The sequence below is a fragment of the Massilia sp. YIM B02763 genome, assembly GCF_030412015.1.
Lineage (GTDB): Bacteria > Pseudomonadota > Gammaproteobacteria > Burkholderiales > Burkholderiaceae_D > Telluria.
In genome coordinates this window covers 85,828-103,449 of the sequence record NZ_JASNRD010000002.1, presented here as the reverse complement: position 1 = coordinate 103,449, position 17,622 = coordinate 85,828, and the positions used below count along the sequence as shown (strand labels likewise).

General features: G+C 66.6%; 17 protein-coding genes. 4 read left to right on the top strand and 13 right to left on the bottom strand.

Annotated features, from left to right (window positions below):
• Positions 1-78: 78 nt before the first annotated feature.
• Complete coding sequence (locus tag QPK32_RS04045) at positions 79-291, bottom strand: hypothetical protein (RefSeq protein WP_290411487.1); 213 nt, start codon at positions 289-291, stop codon at positions 79-81.
• 152 nt (positions 292-443) lie between these two features.
• On the opposite strand from QPK32_RS04045, the gene QPK32_RS04040 reads away from it, so the two are divergent.
• The 3 genes from QPK32_RS04040 to QPK32_RS04030 are packed head-to-tail and all read left to right on the top strand — an operon-like array spanning position 444 to position 2,992.
• Positions 444-1,211 (top strand): phosphatase PAP2 family protein, encoded by a 768-nt coding sequence (locus QPK32_RS04040; protein ID WP_290411486.1) that lies wholly within the window; start codon positions 444-446, stop codon positions 1,209-1,211.
• Positions 1,208-2,119, top strand: coding sequence for a diacylglycerol kinase family protein (locus QPK32_RS04035; RefSeq protein WP_290411485.1), 912 nt, complete (start codon positions 1,208-1,210; stop codon positions 2,117-2,119). Before QPK32_RS04040 ends, QPK32_RS04035 begins: the two co-directional genes overlap by 4 nt.
• A gap of 36 nt (positions 2,120-2,155) precedes the next feature.
• The gene (locus tag QPK32_RS04030) at positions 2,156-2,992 is read left to right on the top strand and encodes a metallophosphoesterase (RefSeq protein ID WP_290411484.1); all 837 of its coding nucleotides are present in this window, start codon (positions 2,156-2,158) and stop codon (positions 2,990-2,992) included.
• 124 nt (positions 2,993-3,116) lie between these two features.
• Here QPK32_RS04030 and cls read toward each other — a convergent pair whose 3' ends face one another.
• From cls to QPK32_RS03985, 9 genes are all read right to left on the bottom strand, one after another.
• Positions 3,117-4,508 (bottom strand): cardiolipin synthase, encoded by a 1,392-nt coding sequence (gene cls, locus QPK32_RS04025; protein ID WP_374046702.1) that lies wholly within the window; start codon positions 4,506-4,508, stop codon positions 3,117-3,119.
• 35 nt (positions 4,509-4,543) lie between these two features.
• On the bottom strand, positions 4,544-6,658 hold the full coding sequence (locus QPK32_RS04020; protein WP_290411482.1) for a site-specific recombinase: 2,115 nt from the start codon (positions 6,656-6,658) through the stop codon (positions 4,544-4,546).
• A 264-nt stretch (positions 6,659-6,922) separates the two neighbouring features.
• On the bottom strand, positions 6,923-7,483 hold the full coding sequence (locus QPK32_RS04015; RefSeq protein ID WP_290411481.1) for a DUF3617 domain-containing protein: 561 nt from the start codon (positions 7,481-7,483) through the stop codon (positions 6,923-6,925).
• A 16-nt stretch (positions 7,484-7,499) separates the two neighbouring features.
• On the bottom strand, positions 7,500-8,099 hold the full coding sequence (locus QPK32_RS04010; RefSeq protein WP_290411480.1) for an NUDIX domain-containing protein: 600 nt from the start codon (positions 8,097-8,099) through the stop codon (positions 7,500-7,502).
• Positions 8,100-8,198: 99 nt separating this feature from the next.
• Complete coding sequence (locus tag QPK32_RS04005) at positions 8,199-11,048, bottom strand: TonB-dependent receptor domain-containing protein (protein WP_290411479.1); 2,850 nt, start codon at positions 11,046-11,048, stop codon at positions 8,199-8,201.
• A gap of 392 nt (positions 11,049-11,440) precedes the next feature.
• Positions 11,441-12,112, bottom strand: a complete 672-nt coding sequence (locus tag QPK32_RS04000) for an OmpA family protein (protein WP_290411478.1) — start codon at positions 12,110-12,112, stop codon at positions 11,441-11,443.
• A 108-nt stretch (positions 12,113-12,220) separates the two neighbouring features.
• Positions 12,221-12,367, bottom strand: coding sequence for a lmo0937 family membrane protein (locus QPK32_RS03995; protein WP_170205093.1), 147 nt, complete (start codon positions 12,365-12,367; stop codon positions 12,221-12,223).
• A gap of 108 nt (positions 12,368-12,475) precedes the next feature.
• The gene (locus tag QPK32_RS03990) at positions 12,476-12,721 is read right to left on the bottom strand and encodes a hypothetical protein (protein ID WP_290411477.1); all 246 of its coding nucleotides are present in this window, start codon (positions 12,719-12,721) and stop codon (positions 12,476-12,478) included.
• A 185-nt stretch (positions 12,722-12,906) separates the two neighbouring features.
• Complete coding sequence (locus QPK32_RS03985) at positions 12,907-13,704, bottom strand: glycine zipper 2TM domain-containing protein (RefSeq protein WP_290411476.1); 798 nt, start codon at positions 13,702-13,704, stop codon at positions 12,907-12,909.
• A 245-nt stretch (positions 13,705-13,949) separates the two neighbouring features.
• Here QPK32_RS03985 and QPK32_RS03980 point away from each other — a divergent pair, with 245 nt between their 5' ends.
• Positions 13,950-14,681 carry a Crp/Fnr family transcriptional regulator gene (locus tag QPK32_RS03980; RefSeq protein ID WP_290411475.1) on the top strand — a complete coding sequence of 244 codons (732 nt, stop codon included), beginning with the start codon at positions 13,950-13,952 and terminating at the stop codon, positions 14,679-14,681.
• Positions 14,682-14,823: 142 nt separating this feature from the next.
• Here QPK32_RS03980 and QPK32_RS03975 read toward each other — a convergent pair whose 3' ends face one another.
• The 3 genes from QPK32_RS03975 to QPK32_RS03965 all read right to left on the bottom strand — a co-directional run bounded on the left by QPK32_RS03975 (position 14,824) and on the right by QPK32_RS03965 (position 17,552).
• Entirely contained in the window at positions 14,824-15,045 is a 222-nt protein-coding gene (locus QPK32_RS03975; RefSeq protein ID WP_290411474.1) for a glycine zipper 2TM domain-containing protein, read from the bottom strand.
• A 34-nt stretch (positions 15,046-15,079) separates the two neighbouring features.
• On the bottom strand, positions 15,080-15,388 hold the full coding sequence (locus QPK32_RS03970) for a BON domain-containing protein (protein WP_290411473.1): 309 nt from the start codon (positions 15,386-15,388) through the stop codon (positions 15,080-15,082).
• Between the two features lie 106 nt (positions 15,389-15,494).
• The gene (locus QPK32_RS03965; RefSeq protein WP_290411472.1) at positions 15,495-17,552 is read right to left on the bottom strand and encodes an AsmA family protein; all 2,058 of its coding nucleotides are present in this window, start codon (positions 17,550-17,552) and stop codon (positions 15,495-15,497) included.
• Positions 17,553-17,622: the final 70 nt, after the last annotated feature.

The window sequence follows — 17,622 nt, the reverse complement described above, 5'->3', positions numbered from 1 at the left end:
AGGGGAGCCAATAGATTAGGTTCCTGCCGAGCGAAAGAAAACGAATGAAAACGATGAACCTTATGCAGTCAGCGACTTTCAGCGGCCCTTGGAGAGGATCAGCAGCCAGCGCTTGAACAGCAGCACTTCCACATGGCCCGGCTCGACGCCGGTATCGCATTCGATGATCGGGTTGACCGGGTAGAAGCGCTTGCGGAAGTCGCGGGTCACGAGCATTTCGCGGCGGCCGAAGCGCACCAGGAAAGGCGTAGGGGCATATTCCAGGCCGAAGGAGCTGTTCAGAGTGGTCATGATGATCCCTTTCATCGAGTAAAGTATGTTGACGTGTTGCTCAGGTGAATAAAGAATAGCATAACTACTGTATAAATCTACAGTTACTGTATAAAAAAACAGTCCAAGAAAGAAATTGTGGTTTTTTTGCCAGCAAGCCACATGTAGAGCTTATGTCCACCACATCTGCCAACCTGCACCAGCGCCTGCGCGCGTTCCTGGCGGCGCGCTTCTCTCCCGAAGGGGAGATGGGCCTGCACCTCACCATCGGGGTGTGCCTGATCCTGTTCGCCGGCTTCGTGTTTGGCGAGCTCGCCGAGGACGTCGTCGAGGGCGACACCATCACCGTCATCGACGCCCAGCTCGCCCAGTGGTTCCATACGCGCGCCCATCCCGTGTTCACCCAGGTGATGTTCTTCATCACGCACTGGAACGGCATCGTCGGCTCCAGCATCATGGGCGTGCTGCTGGCGCTGTGGTTCTGGCGCCGCGGCGCCCATTACTGGCTGCTCGTGGCCGTCACGGCGATCCCCGGCGGCATGCTGCTCAACGTCGCGCTCAAGCATGTGTTCCAGCGCGCCCGGCCCAGCTTCGACGAGCCGCTGCTCACGCTCACCACCTACAGCTTCCCCAGCGGCCACACGGCCGCCGCCACCGTGTTCTACGGCCTGCTGGCCTGCTACCTGGTGCGGCGCGTGCACGGCAGGGCGCTGCGCGTCCTCGTCGTGCTTGGCGCCTGCGCGATGGTGGCGCTGGTGGCGCTGTCGCGCATGTACCTGGGCGCGCACTACCTGTCCGACGTGCTGGCCGCCACGCTCGAGGGCGCCGCCTGGCTGTCCGTGTGCGTGACCGCCGTGGCCACGCTGCACCGGCGCCGCCTGGCGCGCGGCAAGCCCTCGTGGAGCGAACGCGCGCGGGCCCAGGCGCGGGGCGGCGCGTGAAACCGGTCCTCGTGGTCGTCAATGGCGGCGCCGGCAATGGCCATGACGAGGAAGCGGCCGGCCGCATGCGCGCCGCGCTGCGCGACGCCGGGCTCGACGCCGAACTGGTGCTGGCCGGCAGCGGCGACGAGATGATCGCGGCCGCGCGCCGCGCCGTCGACGGCGGCGCGCGCCTCGTCGCGGCCGGCGGCGGCGACGGCACGATGAACGCCGTCGCCTCGGTGCTGGCCGGCACCGGCGTCGTGTTCGGCGTGCTGCCGATGGGCACGCTGAACCATTTCGCCAAGGACCTCGGCATCCCGCTCGACCTGGACGAGGCGATCCGCAACCTGGCCCGGGGACGCCCCAAGCGCGTCGACGTGGGCGAGGTCAACGGCCGCGTCTTCCTCAACAATTCCAGCCTCGGGCTCTACCCGGACATCGTGCGCGACCGCGAGCGCCAGCAGCGCCGCCTGGGCCGCGGCAAGTGGCCGGCGGCGCTGTGGGCCACGCTGGCGGCGCTGCGCCGCTATCCCTTCCTGTCCATGCGCCTGCACGTGGGCCCCGAGGAGCTGGCGCGGCGCACGCCCTTCGTCTTCATCGGCAACAACCGCTACACGATGGAGGGGCTGGCGATCGGCGAGCGCGAACGCATCGACGACGGCCTGCTCAGCCTCTACGTGGCCCAGAGCCCGACCCGCCTGGGCCTCTTGCGCTTCGCGTTCGACGCGTTGCGCGGCAGGCTGGGCGACCGCGACGACTTCGACGTGCTGCACGCGCCGGCGCTCGACATCGTCACGCACCGCAAACGATTGCGCGTGGCCACGGACGGCGAAGTGACGGTCATGAAGCCGCCTCTTCGCTACCGGGTGCGACCTGGCGCACTGACGGTGATGGTGCCGGCGGCAACAATGACGGGACCAAGCTGAATCACCGTCACAAGACCAGAAACGGAAACCCAGACCATGCGTACACTCGTTCATCTTTCCGACCTGCATTTCGGCCGCGTCGATCCCGCTTTGCTCGATCCCTTGCGCGACCTCGTCCACCGCATCGCCCCGACGGCTGTCGTGGTCTCCGGCGACCTGACCCAGCGCGCCAAGTCCGAGGAATTCGAGCAGGCCCGCGCCTGGCTCGACACGCTGCCCGAACCGCAGATCATCGTGCCGGGCAACCACGACATCTCGCTGTACAACGTGTTCCGCCGCTTCGTGCTGCCGCTGGACCGCTACAAGCGCTACATCACGGACGACCTCGATCCCGTCTATATCGACGACGAGATCGCCGTGCTGGGCGTGAACACGGCGCGCTCGCTGACCTTCAAGGACGGCCGCGTCAACAAGGAGCAGGTCGCGAAGATCCGCGAAACGCTGTCCGGCCTGGACCCGAAGATGACGCGCGTCGTCGTCACGCACCACCCGTTCGACCTGCCGCAGGGCTCGGAAGAGCGCGACCTGGTCGACCGCGCCGGCATGGCGATGGACGTGTTCAAGGACCTGGGCGTCGATTTGCTGATGGCCGGCCACCTGCACCTGAGCCACGCTGGCAACACGCAGGCGCGCTACAAGATCAGCGAATATGCGGCCCTGGTCGTCCAGGCCGGCACGGCGACGTCCACGCGCGGCCGCGGCGAGGTCAATTCCTTCAACGTGATCCGCATCGAGCGCGAGCGCATCGAGGTCGACCGCTATGGGTGGGATACGGTGCACAACCAGTTCCAGGTCATGGCGACGGAAAAGTTCATGCGGGCGGGGAATGTGTGGACGGAGCAGGCGGAGGGGTTGTACGCGGCCGGAATCTAAGCCCCTGCAATAAATGCCGTCGTCCCTGCGAAGGCAGGGACCCAATGTTGCATGCGTTACGGCTGCGCATGCTGGATTGGGCCCCTGCCTTTGCAGGGGCGACGGGATGTTCGATGGCAGGTGCTCAAATCCAGTACTCCCCCAACCGCGCCACCGTCTCCTTGATCCGGTCCATCCACGGCCGGTGCCGCCACTGCTCCAGCAGCACTTCCTTCGAATCGCGCATGTCCTCGTTGAACGCGCTCTCCATGTCGCGTCCGAACGCCGGGTCGATGACGACCACGTTCAATTCGTAGTTGTGGATGAAGCTGCGGCGGTCGATGTTGGCGGAGCCGATCGTCGACCAGGCGCCGTCGATCACGGCCGTCTTCGCGTGCAGCACGGCGATCTGCAGCTCGAAGATGCGCACGCCGCCGGCCAGCAGGGGCTCGTAGAAGTTCTGGCCGGCGTAGCGGATCAGGCTGTGGTCCGAGACGCCGGGCAGGATCAATTTGACGTCGACGCCGCGCCTGGCCGCGCCCACGAGGGCGTCGACGATCTGCTGGTCCGGCACGAAGTAGGCGGCCGTCAGGTGGATCGAGCTCTTGGCTTCGTTGATCGCGGTGACGAGCGACTTGTAGATTTCCGAGTCGCGCTCCGGCGTCGTGGCCAGTACGCGCACGAACTTGTCGCCCACGGGCGCCAGCGCGGGGAAGTAGTCCGCCTGCGTGAGTTCGCCGCCTTCCTGGCGCACCCACAGGTTCACGAACGACCATTGCAGCGGCGCGACGGCGGGGCCCTCGATGCGGATATGGGTGTCGCGCCAGCCGACCTTGTCGCCGTTGATCTGCTTTTTCTTGTTCTTGGAGCGGAACAGCGAGCTGTTGGCATAGGTGCTGCTGATGTTGATGCCGCCCGTGAAGGCGACGCGGCCGTCGACGATCATCAGCTTGCGGTGGTCGCGGTTGTTCACTTCCCACTTGCCCTTGGCCTTGGCCGGGTTGACGGGGTTGAACACGACCACGCGGATGCCGGCCTGGCGCATGCGGTCGAAGAAGGCGGGCGGGGTGGTGAGGTTGCCGACCGCGTCGACCATGATGTTGACCTGCACGCCGCTCTTCTGCTTCTCGATGAGCAGGTCGGCGAATTCGGTGCCGATCTCGTCGGGGTCGAAGATATAGGTCTCGAGGTTGATCGAGCTTTTCGCCGTGCGCGCGGCGGCGATCATCTCGCGCATCGTGGCCGGGCCGTCGAACAGCAGCGTCACCTTGTTGCCGGCGATGAGCGGCACGCCCGTCGCCTGTTCCTCCATCACGGCCAGCGCCTTCAGGTCGCCGCTGGCATTGGCCCAGCGCCGCGCCACCAGGGCCGAGGCCTTCTGCGCGGGCAGCGTGCCGCTCGTCGTGGCGATCGTGGGCACGGCTTTCGGCGGCGCCTCCGGCTCGACGTCGGGCAGGGTCTTGCACGAGACGATGGCGGCGCACAGGCCGAGGGCGAGCACGGCGGCGAGCGGACGCGCGCCCGGGTGGGCGCGCATCCAGCGCAGCAGTTGGGGGAACGGCGACGGGAGGTTCATTTGAGTCCTCTCTGGTGGACCGGATCCGGCGCGAGCGTCTCCAGGTCGCGCGGGCCGACGAAGAAATCCAGCGGCGCCGTGCGCAGGCGGCGGCCGAGGGCGCGCAGCAGGCTGAAGCCGTGGCGGAAGCGGATCTTGCGGGCGCGCAGCGCCACCCACAGGGCCAGCCCGAAGCTGACCAGGAGGTTGACCATGCCGATCAGCGCGATACCGAGGAAGGTGATGCCGATCGTCTCGGGATCGACGTTCTGTTCCAGGCCGACGAAGCCGATGGCGGCGTTGGCCGACGAGAACGTCACGTGGCGGATGTCCAGCGGCAGGCCGAGCAGGAAGCCGACGGTGGCCGTGATGCCCATCAGGATGCCGAACACCATATTGCCCATCAGGCCCCCGAGGTTGTCCTCGATGTAGCGGCCGAACAGCGCCAGGCGCTCGCGCCCCAGCAGGCGGCGCAGCCAGCGCAGCTGCTCGACGCGGCGGCCCATGCGGGTATACAAGGCCTTGTTGTCGTAGTAGCCGGACACGAGGCCCGAGACGAACAGCCACACGCCGGCGATGGCCGCGTGCAGCAGGGCCAGCGATTCCCACGGGTGACTGTCCTCGATGAGGTGGCGCGCCTTGAACACGTTCACCAGGTGGCTGCCGAAGACCCAGTACCAGCCCATGGCGATCAGGTAGGCGACGGGGATCACGGTGGCCAGGTTGCCCAGCACCGCCACGATCTGGCTGCGGAACACCTTGTTGACGAGGGCCGCCATGCTGTCGATGTCGACCTGCTTGCGCGAGCCGCCGTGGCTGCTCTCGTGCAGGGCGGCGGCGATGCGGGCGGCCGTCATCGCCGGCTGCTTGGTGGCGATGGTGAAGTGGAGCACGTGCACGAGCATGAAGCCGATCGCGTAGTTCATGCTGTAGAGCAGGGCCTCGATCAGCGGCGCGCGGTGCATGTACGAGATCAGGATCTTCACCAGGGCCATGAAGCCGATCACGACGCCGGCGCCGGCCGCCGAGGCGAACATGCCGCGCAGGTCGGCGCGCCGCTCGGCGATGTAGTGCTCGCCCGTGCGGCTGGCGTTTTCCGTGACGTTACGGGCCAGCAAGTCGATATTGTCGCGCAGCAGGCCGCGCACCTCGTACTTGGTGTTGTGCGCCTCGGCCAGTTCGTGCGCCAGCGCGACGGCGGCGCGGCGGCGCGGGCTGGCTTCCAGGTCGGCGCCTTCCGATTCGCCCGTGACCTTGGCCAGGTCGACGCCCGGCGCGGCCGGCAGCGTGCCGCTGACGTCGACGAGGAACAGCAGCTTGCGCAGGCGGTCGATGCTCTGCGTCAGGGCCACCAGCAGGTAAGTGAGGGCGACCGTGGTGCCGGAAGCCAGCGCGCCGCGCCGGATCTTGCCGACCACTTCCTCGCACTGGTCGAGCATGACGAGCAGGTGGCGCGCGTCCTCCATTTCCCCGATTTCCCCGGCCAGCAGGCGCGCGTAGGCGTCGAGGTAGGCGTTGGCCTCGATGTTCTGCATCAGGAAGGGCGAGTCGACCTCCTCGGTCTCGCGGCGGGCGTGGATCAGGCGCGGCTCCAGGCCCAGCGCGCAGACGCGGGCGGACAGCGTGCGGATCGCGTCGAGCAGGCCGCGCAGCATGATGTTGCGGGCGCGCTTGGGCGAATCGTCGGGGGCGCCGCCAGGCGGGGCAGCGGCCGCGATCACGTCGAACAGCGCCAGCCAGTCGGCGTTCGGCACGCCGCGGATCCAGGCGTGGTCGTCGTCGCGGCACAGCAGGCGGTCGAGGGTATCGGACAGGTACAGCTCGTCGAGCGCGGGCGGCAGCACGCGGTAGGCGATGCGTTTCTTCAGTTCCGTAAAGAAGCCGTCGTTGGACAGGATGCCGACGTCGGAGTACAGGCTCGTGTGGCGGCGCGTCTCCAGCAGGGTGACGATGTAGCGGCGCAAGGCCCAGGCCTGGCCCGGATGGCCCTTCAATAACTGGCACAGCGTGCGCACCTGGCCGCGCGCATAGGCGACGTCGCCGGGGCGGCGCGGGCGCAGCTGGTCGACCAGGTCGACGAGCAGGTCGATGCGGTCGCTGTTCGGGTCGAGGCGTTCTAGAATCGAGAGCATGGGGAAAGGCTGACAGCGTGGTAAGACAAGTGTAGTGGAGGAATCATTGGCGCATTGTACGGCAGCGTACTGAGCGGGGAGGGTGGGGCGCGCGGAAGGCGTACGTGGCGACAGTAAGACCGTCATCCCCGCGCAGGCGGGGATCCAAGCTGAGCTTCCGAAGCCCGTATCTCCGGGAAGTCCGGGTATTTCCGAGTACGGAATCCGGTTCTTCAGTATGGGTCCCCGCCTGCGCGGGGACGACGTAGCGGTATGCAGCAGTCTCTATTTGCCAGCGGCAACAGGCTTCAACCCGCCGCAATCGGCCCCCACCCACGTCCCCGTGACGTTGGTATCGACGACCTGGCTGTGCCCCTGCTGCTCGCTGGTCACGCGCATGTTCGCCCGGTAGCTGGTATCGCTGACCATGGCGATCTCGCCCTGGCCGCTGACCTTGGGCTTGGAGCAGGAAAACGCGATGCTGCCCCGGTTGCCTGGCAGCTGGGTGTATTTCTGCGTGCAGTCGCCGCGCTGCATGGGAAATTCCTTGCGCTCGGCCATCTCGCGCGTCACGCATACCTTGGTGCGCACGGCGCCGCCGCTGCCGATGTCGAGCTGCACGCCGTTCTGGCGCAGCAGGGTTTCCATCTGGGCACGCTGTTCGGGCGACATGTTCTGCATGGTTTGCTGGGCCGCGTTCATGGCCGATTGCACCTGCTTGTCCGGCGAGCTGAACTGGCTGGACAAGTCCCACAGGCCGGGCTTGATGGTTTGCGCGGAAGCGGGCAGGGCGCATGCCGCGAACAGGGTGCAGGCGAGGACGCCCGCCGTAAAGACTGGTTTCATGTGGTTTCCTTTCGATTCACGATGCTTCGCCATGGCGGCCCAGCACCTTGCGCTCCAGGTGCAGCAGCAGGAGCACGGTCTTGGCGTCGATGATGCCGCCATTGTCGACGAGGGCCAGCGCGTCGTCGAAATCCATCTCGACCACGTCGATGTCCTCGCCTTCCTCGGCCTGTCCGCCGCCGGCGCCGGGACGATTGTCCGGGTCGTATTCGGCGACGAACAGGTGGTTGCGTTCGGTGATGCTGCCGGGGCTGACGAACAGGCTCATGGCCGGCTGCGGCGTGCCGATTGCGTAGCCCGTCTCTTCCAGCGCCTCCGCGCGTGCGCGCTCGGCCGGGTCGGCGCCGTCCAGCACGCCGGCCGCCGCTTCCAGCAGGAAGCCGTCATGGCCGTTCAGGCGCGCGCCGGGGCGGAACTGGCGCGTCAGCACGACGGTGCGGCGGGCGCGGTTGTACAGCAGCACGGAAGCGCCGCTGGCGCAGTCGTAGACTTCGCGCGATTGCTGCTGCACCTTGCCGTCCAGGCGGCGCTGCGCGTAGGTGATGTTCTTGAGCGTGTAGTAATGGTCCGCAAGGATGTCTTCGCGGACGATGCGGATGGGATCGTCGTCTGGCATGGGTTCTCCTGTAGCAGTGTATAGCAGGATACCTCCTCCCAGACGAAAAAAGCCGCCCGGCGCGAACCGGGCGGCTTTCAGGGACGACAGCTCAGGTGATTACTTGAACTTGTACGATGCGGTCAGGCGGAAGTAGCGGCCCATGCCGTTGTGCAGCTGGGAGTTGTAGCCTTCACGGTCGTAACGCGGATCGTACGGCGCTTCGGTGTCGAAGATGTTGCGCACGTTGGCCGACAGGGTCCAGTCCTTGAAGCCCGTGTAGGTGTAGCCCACGTTGAAGGTCAGCCACTCGTCGACGTTGCAGTCCTTGCTGTAGTTGCTGAACTTCGGCAGGCCGCCCAGCTGGTAGGCACCGGCCGGCTGGCCCACGCCGTAGTGGCAGTACGGGACCGGGTAGGTCACGTCGTTGTCGTAGCGGCGCAGCAGCGAGACGGACGACACGTAGTCGGCCGACACGGTGACGGCGTGCACGTCGCGCGACCACGTGCTCGACAGGTTGAAGCGGTGGCGCGGGATGTCGTCCACGGTGGTCGCCCAGTCGGACAGGCCGCCGTTGGTGCCGGTCAGGTCGTGCGCGATCTCGCCCGGACGCTCGATGCGCTTGAAGCGCAGCGTGTAGTTGTAGTTGAAGCGGGTCGCCACGCGGCCCTTGTCGCCCAGGTTCAGGCGGTGCGCCACTTCGAAGTCCAGGCCCGAGGTCTGGGTCGTGCCCTGGTTGACGAAGGTGCGGTTGATCGCCAGCAGCTGGCCCGAGTTCGGGATCACGTTGCCGTTGGCGTCGACCAGGTTGTTGGCGTCACGCAGCGCCAGGCCCGGGAACAGTTCCGGGTGCTCGGCCACGTAGCCGGCCGACAGCAGGGCGGTTTCGTTGTCCTTGCGGATGTTGTAGTAGTCCACCAGGATGTCGAGGTTGCGGGTCGGCGCCAGGATGGTGCCGACGGACCAGCTCTTCGACTCTTCGTTCTTCAGGTCCGGGTTCGGGGTCGAGACCGACGAGATGCTGCGTGCGCAGTCCAGCTTGTCGGCGCCGTTGACCGGATTGATGCCGTCCGGGCAGCGGATCGGGTCGACGAAGTTGTTGTTGAAGGTCTGCACGCCGCCCGGGGACACCTGCGACAGCGCCGGTGCGCGGAAGCCTTCGGCGTAGCTGGCGCGGAAGGTGACCTTGTCGTTCACTTCCCACTTGGCGCCGACCTTCGGCACGAAGCTGTGCGCGGTCGGGTACTTGTCGTAGCGGCCGGCGAAGTCCATCTCGAAGGTCTTGGTGAACGGCGTGCGCAGTTCGACGAAGGCCGACTTGACCATGCGGCGGCCGTTCAGCACGGAGTTCGACAGGCCGATGATGTTACCGGCTGCCAGTTCCGGATCCGAGGTCAGGCCGGTCTTTTCCTGGCGGATCTCGCCGCCGAAGGCCAGGCCGATCTCGCCGCCGCCCAGCTTGCCGAAGCTGGTCGATGCCTTGGCGTCGATCTGCTGCACTTGCGAGAAGCCGGTGTTGACGACGTCGCGCACGGCGTTCGGGTCGGCGATGGTCGCGGCGATGGTGCGGTTCTCGGTCGCGATACGGTCGATCACCGGGCGGTACAGGTAGCCGTGGCCCGTGTCTTCGCGTTCGGTGCGGTTGTACAGGTAGGCGGTTTCCCAGTCCCAGCTGCCCACGGTGCCCTTCAGGCCCGTCAGGAAGCGGTAGGTTTCGTTGACGTTTTCCGAACCGCCGTTGGTGCCGACCATGCGGAAGGCGGTGGCGGTGTTACCGGTCGCGAACGGATTGTCCGGATGGCCGGCCGGCAGCAGCAGCTGGTAGCTGGACGGCAGGCCGCCCACGCGGAACACGGTGGTCGGGGTGGTCGAGGCGATGGTCTTCGGCAGGCCGATGTATTCGCGTTCCACGCGGGTATAGCCGATCTCGCTGAACGAGGTGACGTTCTCGCCCAGCTTGAAGGTGATCTTCGACAGCAGGTTGGCGTCGTTGCCCTTGCTCTGCGCTTCGTAGTAGTCGTTGCTGTCGAAGTTGCAGAACTGGCGACCGTACAGCATCGAGGTCGGCAGGATGTTGTTGGCGGCGCCGCCGGTGATCAGGTTGCCCTGGCAGCCTGCCGTGCGGTTGACGATGTTGGCGTTGTTCGAGAACGCGGTCGAGTAGTTCTTGGCGCCCGGGGTGCGTTCCTTGAAGAAGAACGGCGAGCCCGACACGTAGCTGGCGTACGGGTTCAGGCGCGCGTTGACGTCGGCCAGCACGCCGCGCTCGATGTCCTTGACGTCCTTGATGCCGGTCTGGCCACGGTTCGACAGGTCGAAGCTGATGAAGGCGTTGTAGCGGTCCTTGTCCAGGTCGCCGAAGCCGACGATGCCGTTCACGTTGTTGCGGTTGAATTCGCCGTCGTCGTTGGCGGCGGTCGAGGCCGAGATCTCGGCGCCCTGGTAGTCGTCGCGGGTGATGAAGTTGATGACGCCGGCGATCGCGTCCGAGCCGTACACGGCCGAGGCGCCGTCCTTGAACACTTCGACGCGGGCGATGGCCGACACGGGAATGCTGTTCAGGTCGTAGACGGTGGACTTGCCCTGGTTCGGGTCGGCGTAGGCGGCGGCGGCGATGCGGCGGCCGTTCAGCAGCACCAGCGTCGACGAGGAACCCAGGTTGCGCAGCGACGCGGTCGAGGCGCCCTTCGAGAAGCCGTTGTCGTTGAAGGTGTCGTTGGCCGTGCCCGAGCCGAAGGCCGGGATCGAGTGCAGCAGTTCGGCGACGGTATTCGCACCGGTGCTGGCGATTTCCTTGGCCGACATCACGGTGATCGGCGACGAGTCTTCCTTGGCGGCGCGCTTGATGTTCGAACCGGTGACGTAGACCTTCTGGACCGGCTCCTGGGACTGCGCCAGGACGAGTGCGGGGGAGGCGAGGGTGAGCGCGACAGCGAGCACGCTGTGCTTTACGGCGAATTGCTTAGTCAAAATCTCTCCAATACTTGTGCAGTGAACCGTCGCATCCGTGGCCGGACGTCCGGGCTCTCTTTTTATTTCGGTCCGTCAAGACGGCCGAAGGGCGGCATCTGACCATTGTTGAGGGATATCCGTCAAATGTGCCCCGAAATAGTGTGCACTTTATGCAACGGGTATACATCGCGGTAATGACTGCACTGCTTTGGTGCGATTCGACGCGGTATAGACGACTTATCTCAAACCGGGGTCGGAGCCGGGGTCAGAGCCCGGTTTTTGGAAATGGCGCAAAAGAAAAAAGCCGGCATGGATGCGTGTCCAATGCCGGCTCCGTGAGGCCAAGTGTCGTTTGGGCTATTGCCCAAAACCGGGCTCTGACCCCGGCTCTGACCCAGGTTTGAGGGAAGTCAACCCTGGGTGGCGGGTTCCGTCACGAAGATCTCGACGCGGCGGTTGCGGGCGCGGCCGGCCGGGTCGTCGTTCGAGGCGATCGGTTCGCGCGCGGCGCGGCCTTCGACGGTGATGCGGCTGGCGGCCACGCCGCGGCCGGCCAGGTAGTCGCGGGCATGGCTGGCGCGGTCCAGCGACAGCGGCTGGTTGATGCCGTCGCCGCCGGTGCTGTCGGTGTGGCCGATGATGGTCACGTAGGTGGCCGGATTGTCCTGCAGCGTTGTGGCGAAGCGGTCCAGGATCGGGCGGAAATTCGCCTTGATGTCGGAGCGGTTGGTGTCGAACGAGATGTCGCTCGGGATCTCCAGCTTCAGGCGGTTGTCGGCCGTCTGCGAGACCTGCACGCCGGTGCCGCGCGTGGCCGCTTCCATCTGCTGGCGCTGCTGCTCCATGCGCTTGGACCAGATGTTGCCGACCACCGCGCCGGCCGCGGCGCCCAGTACCGCGCCGCCGGCCGCGCGGCCGCCGCCGCCGCCGCCCGTGGCGGCGCCGAGGATCGCGCCCAGGCCGGCGCCCACGCCGGCGGCGGTGGCGGTGCCGCGCTGGGTGGCGTTCATGTCGGCGCAGCCGCTGGCGGCCACGGCGAGGGCGGTGGCGCACAGGGTCGATCGGATCAGGGTTGTCTTCATGGTGGTCTCCTTCCAGAAAAAAAATATCCGTTTCGTGGTCACGCCCATCTTGCCACAGGGCGCGACCGCGAAACGGATCGGTCGGTACTACGCGTTACGAACAGGATGCTAGATGCCTCGGCCACTGATCAGGCGCACCAGGATCATGATGACGGCGACGACCAGCAGGATGTGGATGAAACCACCGATGGTGTACGAAGTGACCAGGCCGAGCAGCCACAGGATGATAAGAATGACAGCGATGGTATAGAGCATGATGGGGTCCTCTCTTTTATCTGAAACGGCGATCCGTTTGCCGTGAATCCAGTTTCCACTTTCTGCTCATCACGCTCCGTACGTTGACGTACATTACGGCGCGTTTTTTTATTCTTTTCGCAATCCCGCGCCATGCATGCCGGCGCCGTTCAAGCCAGGGATCCAGCCCATGAAACCCATCAGGCCGGCAATGCCGATCAGGCAGGTCAGCAGGCCGCCCGCGATCAGGAAGATGATGTCCTGCGCGGCCATGTCGCCCACCGGCGCGTGCTGCGGCGGCGTGACGCTGGCGAGGCCGAAGCCGGTCACGAGAAGTCCCCAGAAGATGATGCCGATCCATGCAAGGCTGTTCATGTGGCTTCCTTTCGTTGAATGGTTCGCTATATGTTGCAGCGTAGAACTATTCTTACCTGCTCGACAGTAAAGGTCCGTACGCTGGCGCACATTGAGAAAACGTAAACAAAAACCGGGCATATAGCCCGGTCGGAAGCCATGCGCGGCGCGTAAGCGCATGCGCCGCTGGTGGAATGCGAGACGTGTCAGGCGGCGCGCAGCGAGCCCTTCACGACGCGCACGCGGTCGCCGTTGCGCCAGCGCGGCGCGCTGCTCTGGTGGAAGGTGCGCAGCGTGCCGTCGTCCAGGCGCACGCGGATCTCGTAGCTGGTGGTCGCCTTCATATTGCCCTCGACCTGGTTGCCGACGACGGCGCCGCCGACCGCTCCGGCCACCGTCGCCAGCTGGCGCCCGTGGCCGCCGCCGATCTGGTTGCCGAGCAGGCCGCCGAGGATGGCGCCGCCGGCCGCGCCCACGCCGCTGCCCTGGGCGCGGCGCGTGATCGTGCGCACCGACTCGACGTTGCCGCAGCTGGCGCACCAGCGTTCGGCGCCGTCGTTGGCGGCCACTTCCTTGGCCTTTGGATGGCTGTCCTGTACCGGTTCCGCATAGCCGGACGCGGTGGCGCCCTGGGCGACGCCGGACCCGTAGGCGGCGCCCGGCGCGGCATAGGCCTGCGCTTCGGGCTGGACCGGGTAGGCATTCGGTGCGTAGCCCTGCGCCGGAGCCGGCGCGGCGGGGTAGGCGGGGGCCAGCGCGGTGGCGGTGCCGGGGGCAGGGGCCGGCACAGTCGCGGCCAGCGGCTGGCCCGGCTGCTGCAGGCCGGCCGACAGGGCGGCGCGGTCGGCGTCGGTCAGGTTGTCGCGGTTGCCGCCCTTGGTCGACGGCAGCCAGCCCATGACGGCGGCCGTGCCGACGGCGCAGAACAGGATGACCGCGATGGCGGCGGCGATCAGGAGCGGGTGTTGGCGGGGCCTTGCGGCCGGCGTCTGGTGCGTATCCATGGTGTGTCCTCGTCGATTCGTTGGGGCCGGCGCGCATCGTGTCGGTGTCCGCTACGCCTGGGGCCGGTATGCCGTCATTGTCCTCAGCAACAACACCGCATTCCGTGCGTCACCGTACATACCTGCCCTGGCACGGCCGCTATGCTGACTTCAATTGTTTGCAAATGTAAGTTCGACGATGCGAACACCGCCCATTCCATCCAGCCCGCAAGCTTGAACCGATGAAGTCCAACCGTGAGGGACCGATGAATTCCGCCGCCCCGCCACTGGCCGCCGAGCACAATGCCAACCTGCTGTTGGCCGCGCTCCCGCGCGACGAGCTGGCGCGCATCCTGCCGGCGCTGGACCAGGTACAGGTGGCGATCGGCGACGTGCTGTGCGAGCCGGGCGACCCGATCCGCCATGTCTATTTTCCGCACGATTGCCTGATCTCGCTGATGGCCGTGGCCGAAGGGCGCATGACGCTCGAAGTCGGCCAGGTTGGGCGGGAAGGCATGCTGGGCGCCACCGTCGCGCTGGGCCACGACACGACGCAGGTGCGCGCCGTCGTGCAGCGCGCGGGCAGCGCCAGCCGCATCGACGCCGCGCGCCTGCGTGCCGAGTTCGCGCGCAGCCCTTCGCTGCAGGGCGTGTTGTACCGCTATACCGATGCGCTGCTGGCGCAGGCGATCCAGATCGCCGTCTGCAGCCGCTACCACGTGCTGGAAGCGCGCCTGGCGCGTTCGCTGCTGATCACGCGCGACCGCCTGCAGTCCGACAAATTCCACCTGACCCACGAGTTCCTCGCCCACGCCCTGGGCGTGCGCCGCGTGGGCGTCACCAAGGCCGCCAGCGCGCTGCAGCAGCAGGGGCTGATCATCTACAGCCGCGGGAACATCGAGATCCTCGATCCGGAACGCCTGGCGGCGGCGGCCTGCACCTGCTACGAGATCGTGCGCGAGGCGGGAGCGGGCGTGGCGGCGCCGGCGTTCGCGTAGCACGCGGCGCGTCGACGGAATCACGAACGCAAAACGGCGTCGTCCCTGCGAAGGCAGGGACCCAATCTTGCAAGCGCCGCGGTGACGCATGCCGACATTGGGTCCCTGCCTTCGCAGGGACGACGTATTGGTGCAGCTGTGCTTAGTGCGTGGTCTTGACCTGGTTGCCGATCACGCCGCCGACGGCTGCGCCGCCCACGGTGCCCAGGGCGCTGCCGCCCGAGACGGCGCCGCCGATGACGGCACCGGCGCCGGCGCCGATCGCGGTGTTGCGGTCCTGTTGCGACATGCCGGCGCAGCCGGTCAGGCCCAGGGCTGCGGTGGCGAGCGAAGCGGTAACGATGACGGTCTTGATGGTTTTCATGATGATCTCCTTACGATGGGGTTGTTTGCTTTTTCTACTTCAGGCGCAGGTCATTCCTGACCGATAGCACGCCTCTTACCGTGCGTGCCGCCGCGGCGGCGGCCGCCACATCCTCGGCCGAGCTGACGAATCCGCTCAGCTGAACGATTCCCTGGTCGGTGTCGACATCGATCTCGGTCGTCCGCAGCCGTTCGTCGGCCGCCACCGCGGCCTTCACGCCGGCCGTGATCGACGCGTCGTCGGCGCGGCGCTCGGCGGCGGCGGTGCCGCCTTCGCTGGCGCATCCCGCCGCGCCCAGCAGGAGTGCTGCCAGCAGCGCCGCGGTCGTGCCCAATCGATTCATTTCACCTTCCTTGTTGCGTTTTTGTTCATGCCGTATGGCTGCAGATTACGCCGCTCTCGCGCCTGGCTCTGTACGACAAATAACACTGGCGAGCCTGCCATGCCGTTCACGACTTCGGACCGTTGCTCTTGCCCGGCGGCGGGGCCTTCGGCTTGGCGCCGGCCTTGGCCAGCAGGGCATTGCAGGGGCTGTCCTCGCCCGGGCCCGTGTTGATCAGCGCGAGCAGGGCGGCCGGCGGGGCCACGATGGCGGCCAGCGCGGCGGCGGCGCCGCCCTTCATCGCCAGCACCTTCTTGTCGAGCTGCAGGTCCGGATCCTTGAAGGTGCCGCGCACGTAGAACGGCGAGCGCAGCGTGAAGATGCGCACGGCCTTGGTCTCCGGCTTGACGCGCAGGTCCAGCTGTTCCTTCGACATGTTGACCCAGCCGTTGATGTCGACGATCGCCTCTTCCGTGTCGAGCACGAAGGTGCGCGTGGAGGCGACGCCGTCCTTCACGCCGAGGTCGGCCGCCAGGCAGTTCAGCTGCACCGGCTTGTCGCCGAACAGCTTGGTGATGATGATGTTGCCGACGTTCAGGCCGGCCTCCTCGAGCAGCAGCTTGCTGACCACGCCCTGGCTCACCAGGCCCTTCACTTCGCCGTTGGCGCCGGCCAGCATGGCGCCGACCGAGTCGCCGGTCGCGGTGAGCTTGGTCTGCGCATAGATCTTGCCGACGGTTGCCTGCATTTTCTCGATCTGCGGGAACAGCTGCTTGATCTCGACGCCGCTGGCCGTGGCGTTCAGCGTCGCCTTGATCGGTGCGGTGCCGCCGGCGCTGCCGTCGAGCTTGACGTCCGACTTGACGCTGCCGCCGGCCAGCACGAAGTTCATCGGGTCGAGCGTCAGCACGCCGTTCTTCATGATGATGTGGGTCGAGAGCTTGCTGATCGGCAGGTCGGCGTCCTTGACGATGCGGTCGGCGGCGAAGCGCACGTCGGCATCGATGGTCTTCCATTTGTCGGTATTGAACTTCTCGACCGGCAGCGCCTTGTCCTTCGGCTGCACGGCGGCCACGCCGCGCTGGCGCTTGCTTTCGTTGGAGTCGGCGCCCACCACGGGGCCCAGGTCGGCGAAGCGCAGCTGGCGCGAGCGCACGTTGCCGGTCAGCTTGTTGCGCGGCTTGGCGGTGACGAATTCGAAGCGGCCGGCGATGTCGGACTCGCCGACCTTGCCCTTGAAGTCGTCGTACACCCAGCGCGACTTGCCGTCTTCCAGCGTGCCGGTCAGGTGGCCCTGGGTATCGAAGGCGTGGGTCTCGGGCAGCAGCACTCCGGTGAACGGATACAGGCGCGCCATCGACGGCGCCGCCAGGCGCAGCTTGATGTCGATGCCTTCGAGCTTGGTCGGGCGCATGACGACGCCCTCGATGGCCACGCGGGTGTCCTTCGAATGCACGTCGAGCTGGACGGGGAAGGGCACGTCCTCGTTCTTCAGCGACAGCACCTGGCCGGTCTTGCCGCCGCCGCCGACCGGGGCGCCGTTGTACTCGCCCTTGACGGTGAAGCCGATGCCGTAGGTCGGGTCGTTGGCAATGGTCGCCACGTCGGCCGTGATGTCGGCCTTCGTGACGGCGTCCTGCAGGCGGATCGTGCCGCGGTTCAGCACCACGCGCTCGAGGTCGAGCTCCCACTTCGATTCCTTGTCCTTCTTCTGGTAGGCCCAGTTGTAGTGGGTGGCGTCGGTACGCAGCAGGTCGACGCGCGGGCCGTCGAAGCGCAGGATCGGCACGTGGATGCGGTGGCCGAGCAGGGCGAACGGGTCGAGCGAGAACGAGAACTGGCGCACGCTGGCCGTGTCGCCGGCGGGCATGCCGGCCGGGTTGCCGACGTGCGTGTCGTCCGCGTACAGGTGCGGCCAGGGGATGTGGTCGCGCCAGGTGCGCTGGCTGGCCGGCATGCTGGCGGCCGGACGCTCCCAGTGCACGGCGAGGTTGCCGCGGATGGCGAAGGGGCGTTCGATGGCGTCGCTGACCTTCTCGTTGAGCCACGGCTTGATGCGGTTCCAGTCGAAGGTGAGCACGATGATGATGGCGATGGCAAGGATCGCCACCAGGGCGCCGACGATGCCGAGCGTGATCTTCAGCGGGCGCGGCATGTGCCGGCCCGTAGGGGTTTGTGTCGTCATGGCCTTCCTCTGGTGGGAGCTGAGTGGGTCTGAGTGTTGGTATCAGACTAACGGAAAGGTCGGGGGACCA

What these genes read in the sequence shown, in the direction of transcription:
- QPK32_RS03970 (WP_290411473.1), bottom strand. Translation starts at nt 15,388, where the DNA reads ATGAATCGATTGGGCACGACCGCGGCGCTGCTGGCAGCACTCCTGCTG.
- QPK32_RS04040 (WP_290411486.1), top strand. Translation starts at nt 444, where the DNA reads ATGTCCACCACATCTGCCAACCTGCACCAGCGCCTGCGCGCGTTCCTG.
- QPK32_RS04000 (WP_290411478.1), bottom strand. Translation starts at nt 12,112, where the DNA reads ATGAAGACAACCCTGATCCGATCGACCCTGTGCGCCACCGCCCTCGCC.
- QPK32_RS03975 (WP_290411474.1), bottom strand. Translation starts at nt 15,045, where the DNA reads ATGAAAACCATCAAGACCGTCATCGTTACCGCTTCGCTCGCCACCGCA.
- cls (WP_374046702.1), bottom strand. Translation starts at nt 4,508, where the DNA reads ATGCGCGCCCACCCGGGCGCGCGTCCGCTCGCCGCCGTGCTCGCCCTC.
- QPK32_RS04010 (WP_290411480.1), bottom strand. Translation starts at nt 8,099, where the DNA reads ATGCCAGACGACGATCCCATCCGCATCGTCCGCGAAGACATCCTTGCG.
- QPK32_RS03995 (WP_170205093.1), bottom strand. Translation starts at nt 12,367, where the DNA reads ATGCTCTATACCATCGCTGTCATTCTTATCATCCTGTGGCTGCTCGGC.
- QPK32_RS03990 (WP_290411477.1), bottom strand. Translation starts at nt 12,721, where the DNA reads ATGAACAGCCTTGCATGGATCGGCATCATCTTCTGGGGACTTCTCGTG.
- QPK32_RS04030 (WP_290411484.1), top strand. Translation starts at nt 2,156, where the DNA reads ATGCGTACACTCGTTCATCTTTCCGACCTGCATTTCGGCCGCGTCGAT.
- QPK32_RS04045 (WP_290411487.1), bottom strand. Translation starts at nt 291, where the DNA reads ATGACCACTCTGAACAGCTCCTTCGGCCTGGAATATGCCCCTACGCCT.
- QPK32_RS03980 (WP_290411475.1), top strand. Translation starts at nt 13,950, where the DNA reads ATGAATTCCGCCGCCCCGCCACTGGCCGCCGAGCACAATGCCAACCTG.
- QPK32_RS04020 (WP_290411482.1), bottom strand. Translation starts at nt 6,658, where the DNA reads ATGCTCTCGATTCTAGAACGCCTCGACCCGAACAGCGACCGCATCGAC.
- QPK32_RS03985 (WP_290411476.1), bottom strand. Translation starts at nt 13,704, where the DNA reads ATGGATACGCACCAGACGCCGGCCGCAAGGCCCCGCCAACACCCGCTC.
- QPK32_RS04015 (WP_290411481.1), bottom strand. Translation starts at nt 7,483, where the DNA reads ATGAAACCAGTCTTTACGGCGGGCGTCCTCGCCTGCACCCTGTTCGCG.
- QPK32_RS03965 (WP_290411472.1), bottom strand. Translation starts at nt 17,552, where the DNA reads ATGACGACACAAACCCCTACGGGCCGGCACATGCCGCGCCCGCTGAAG.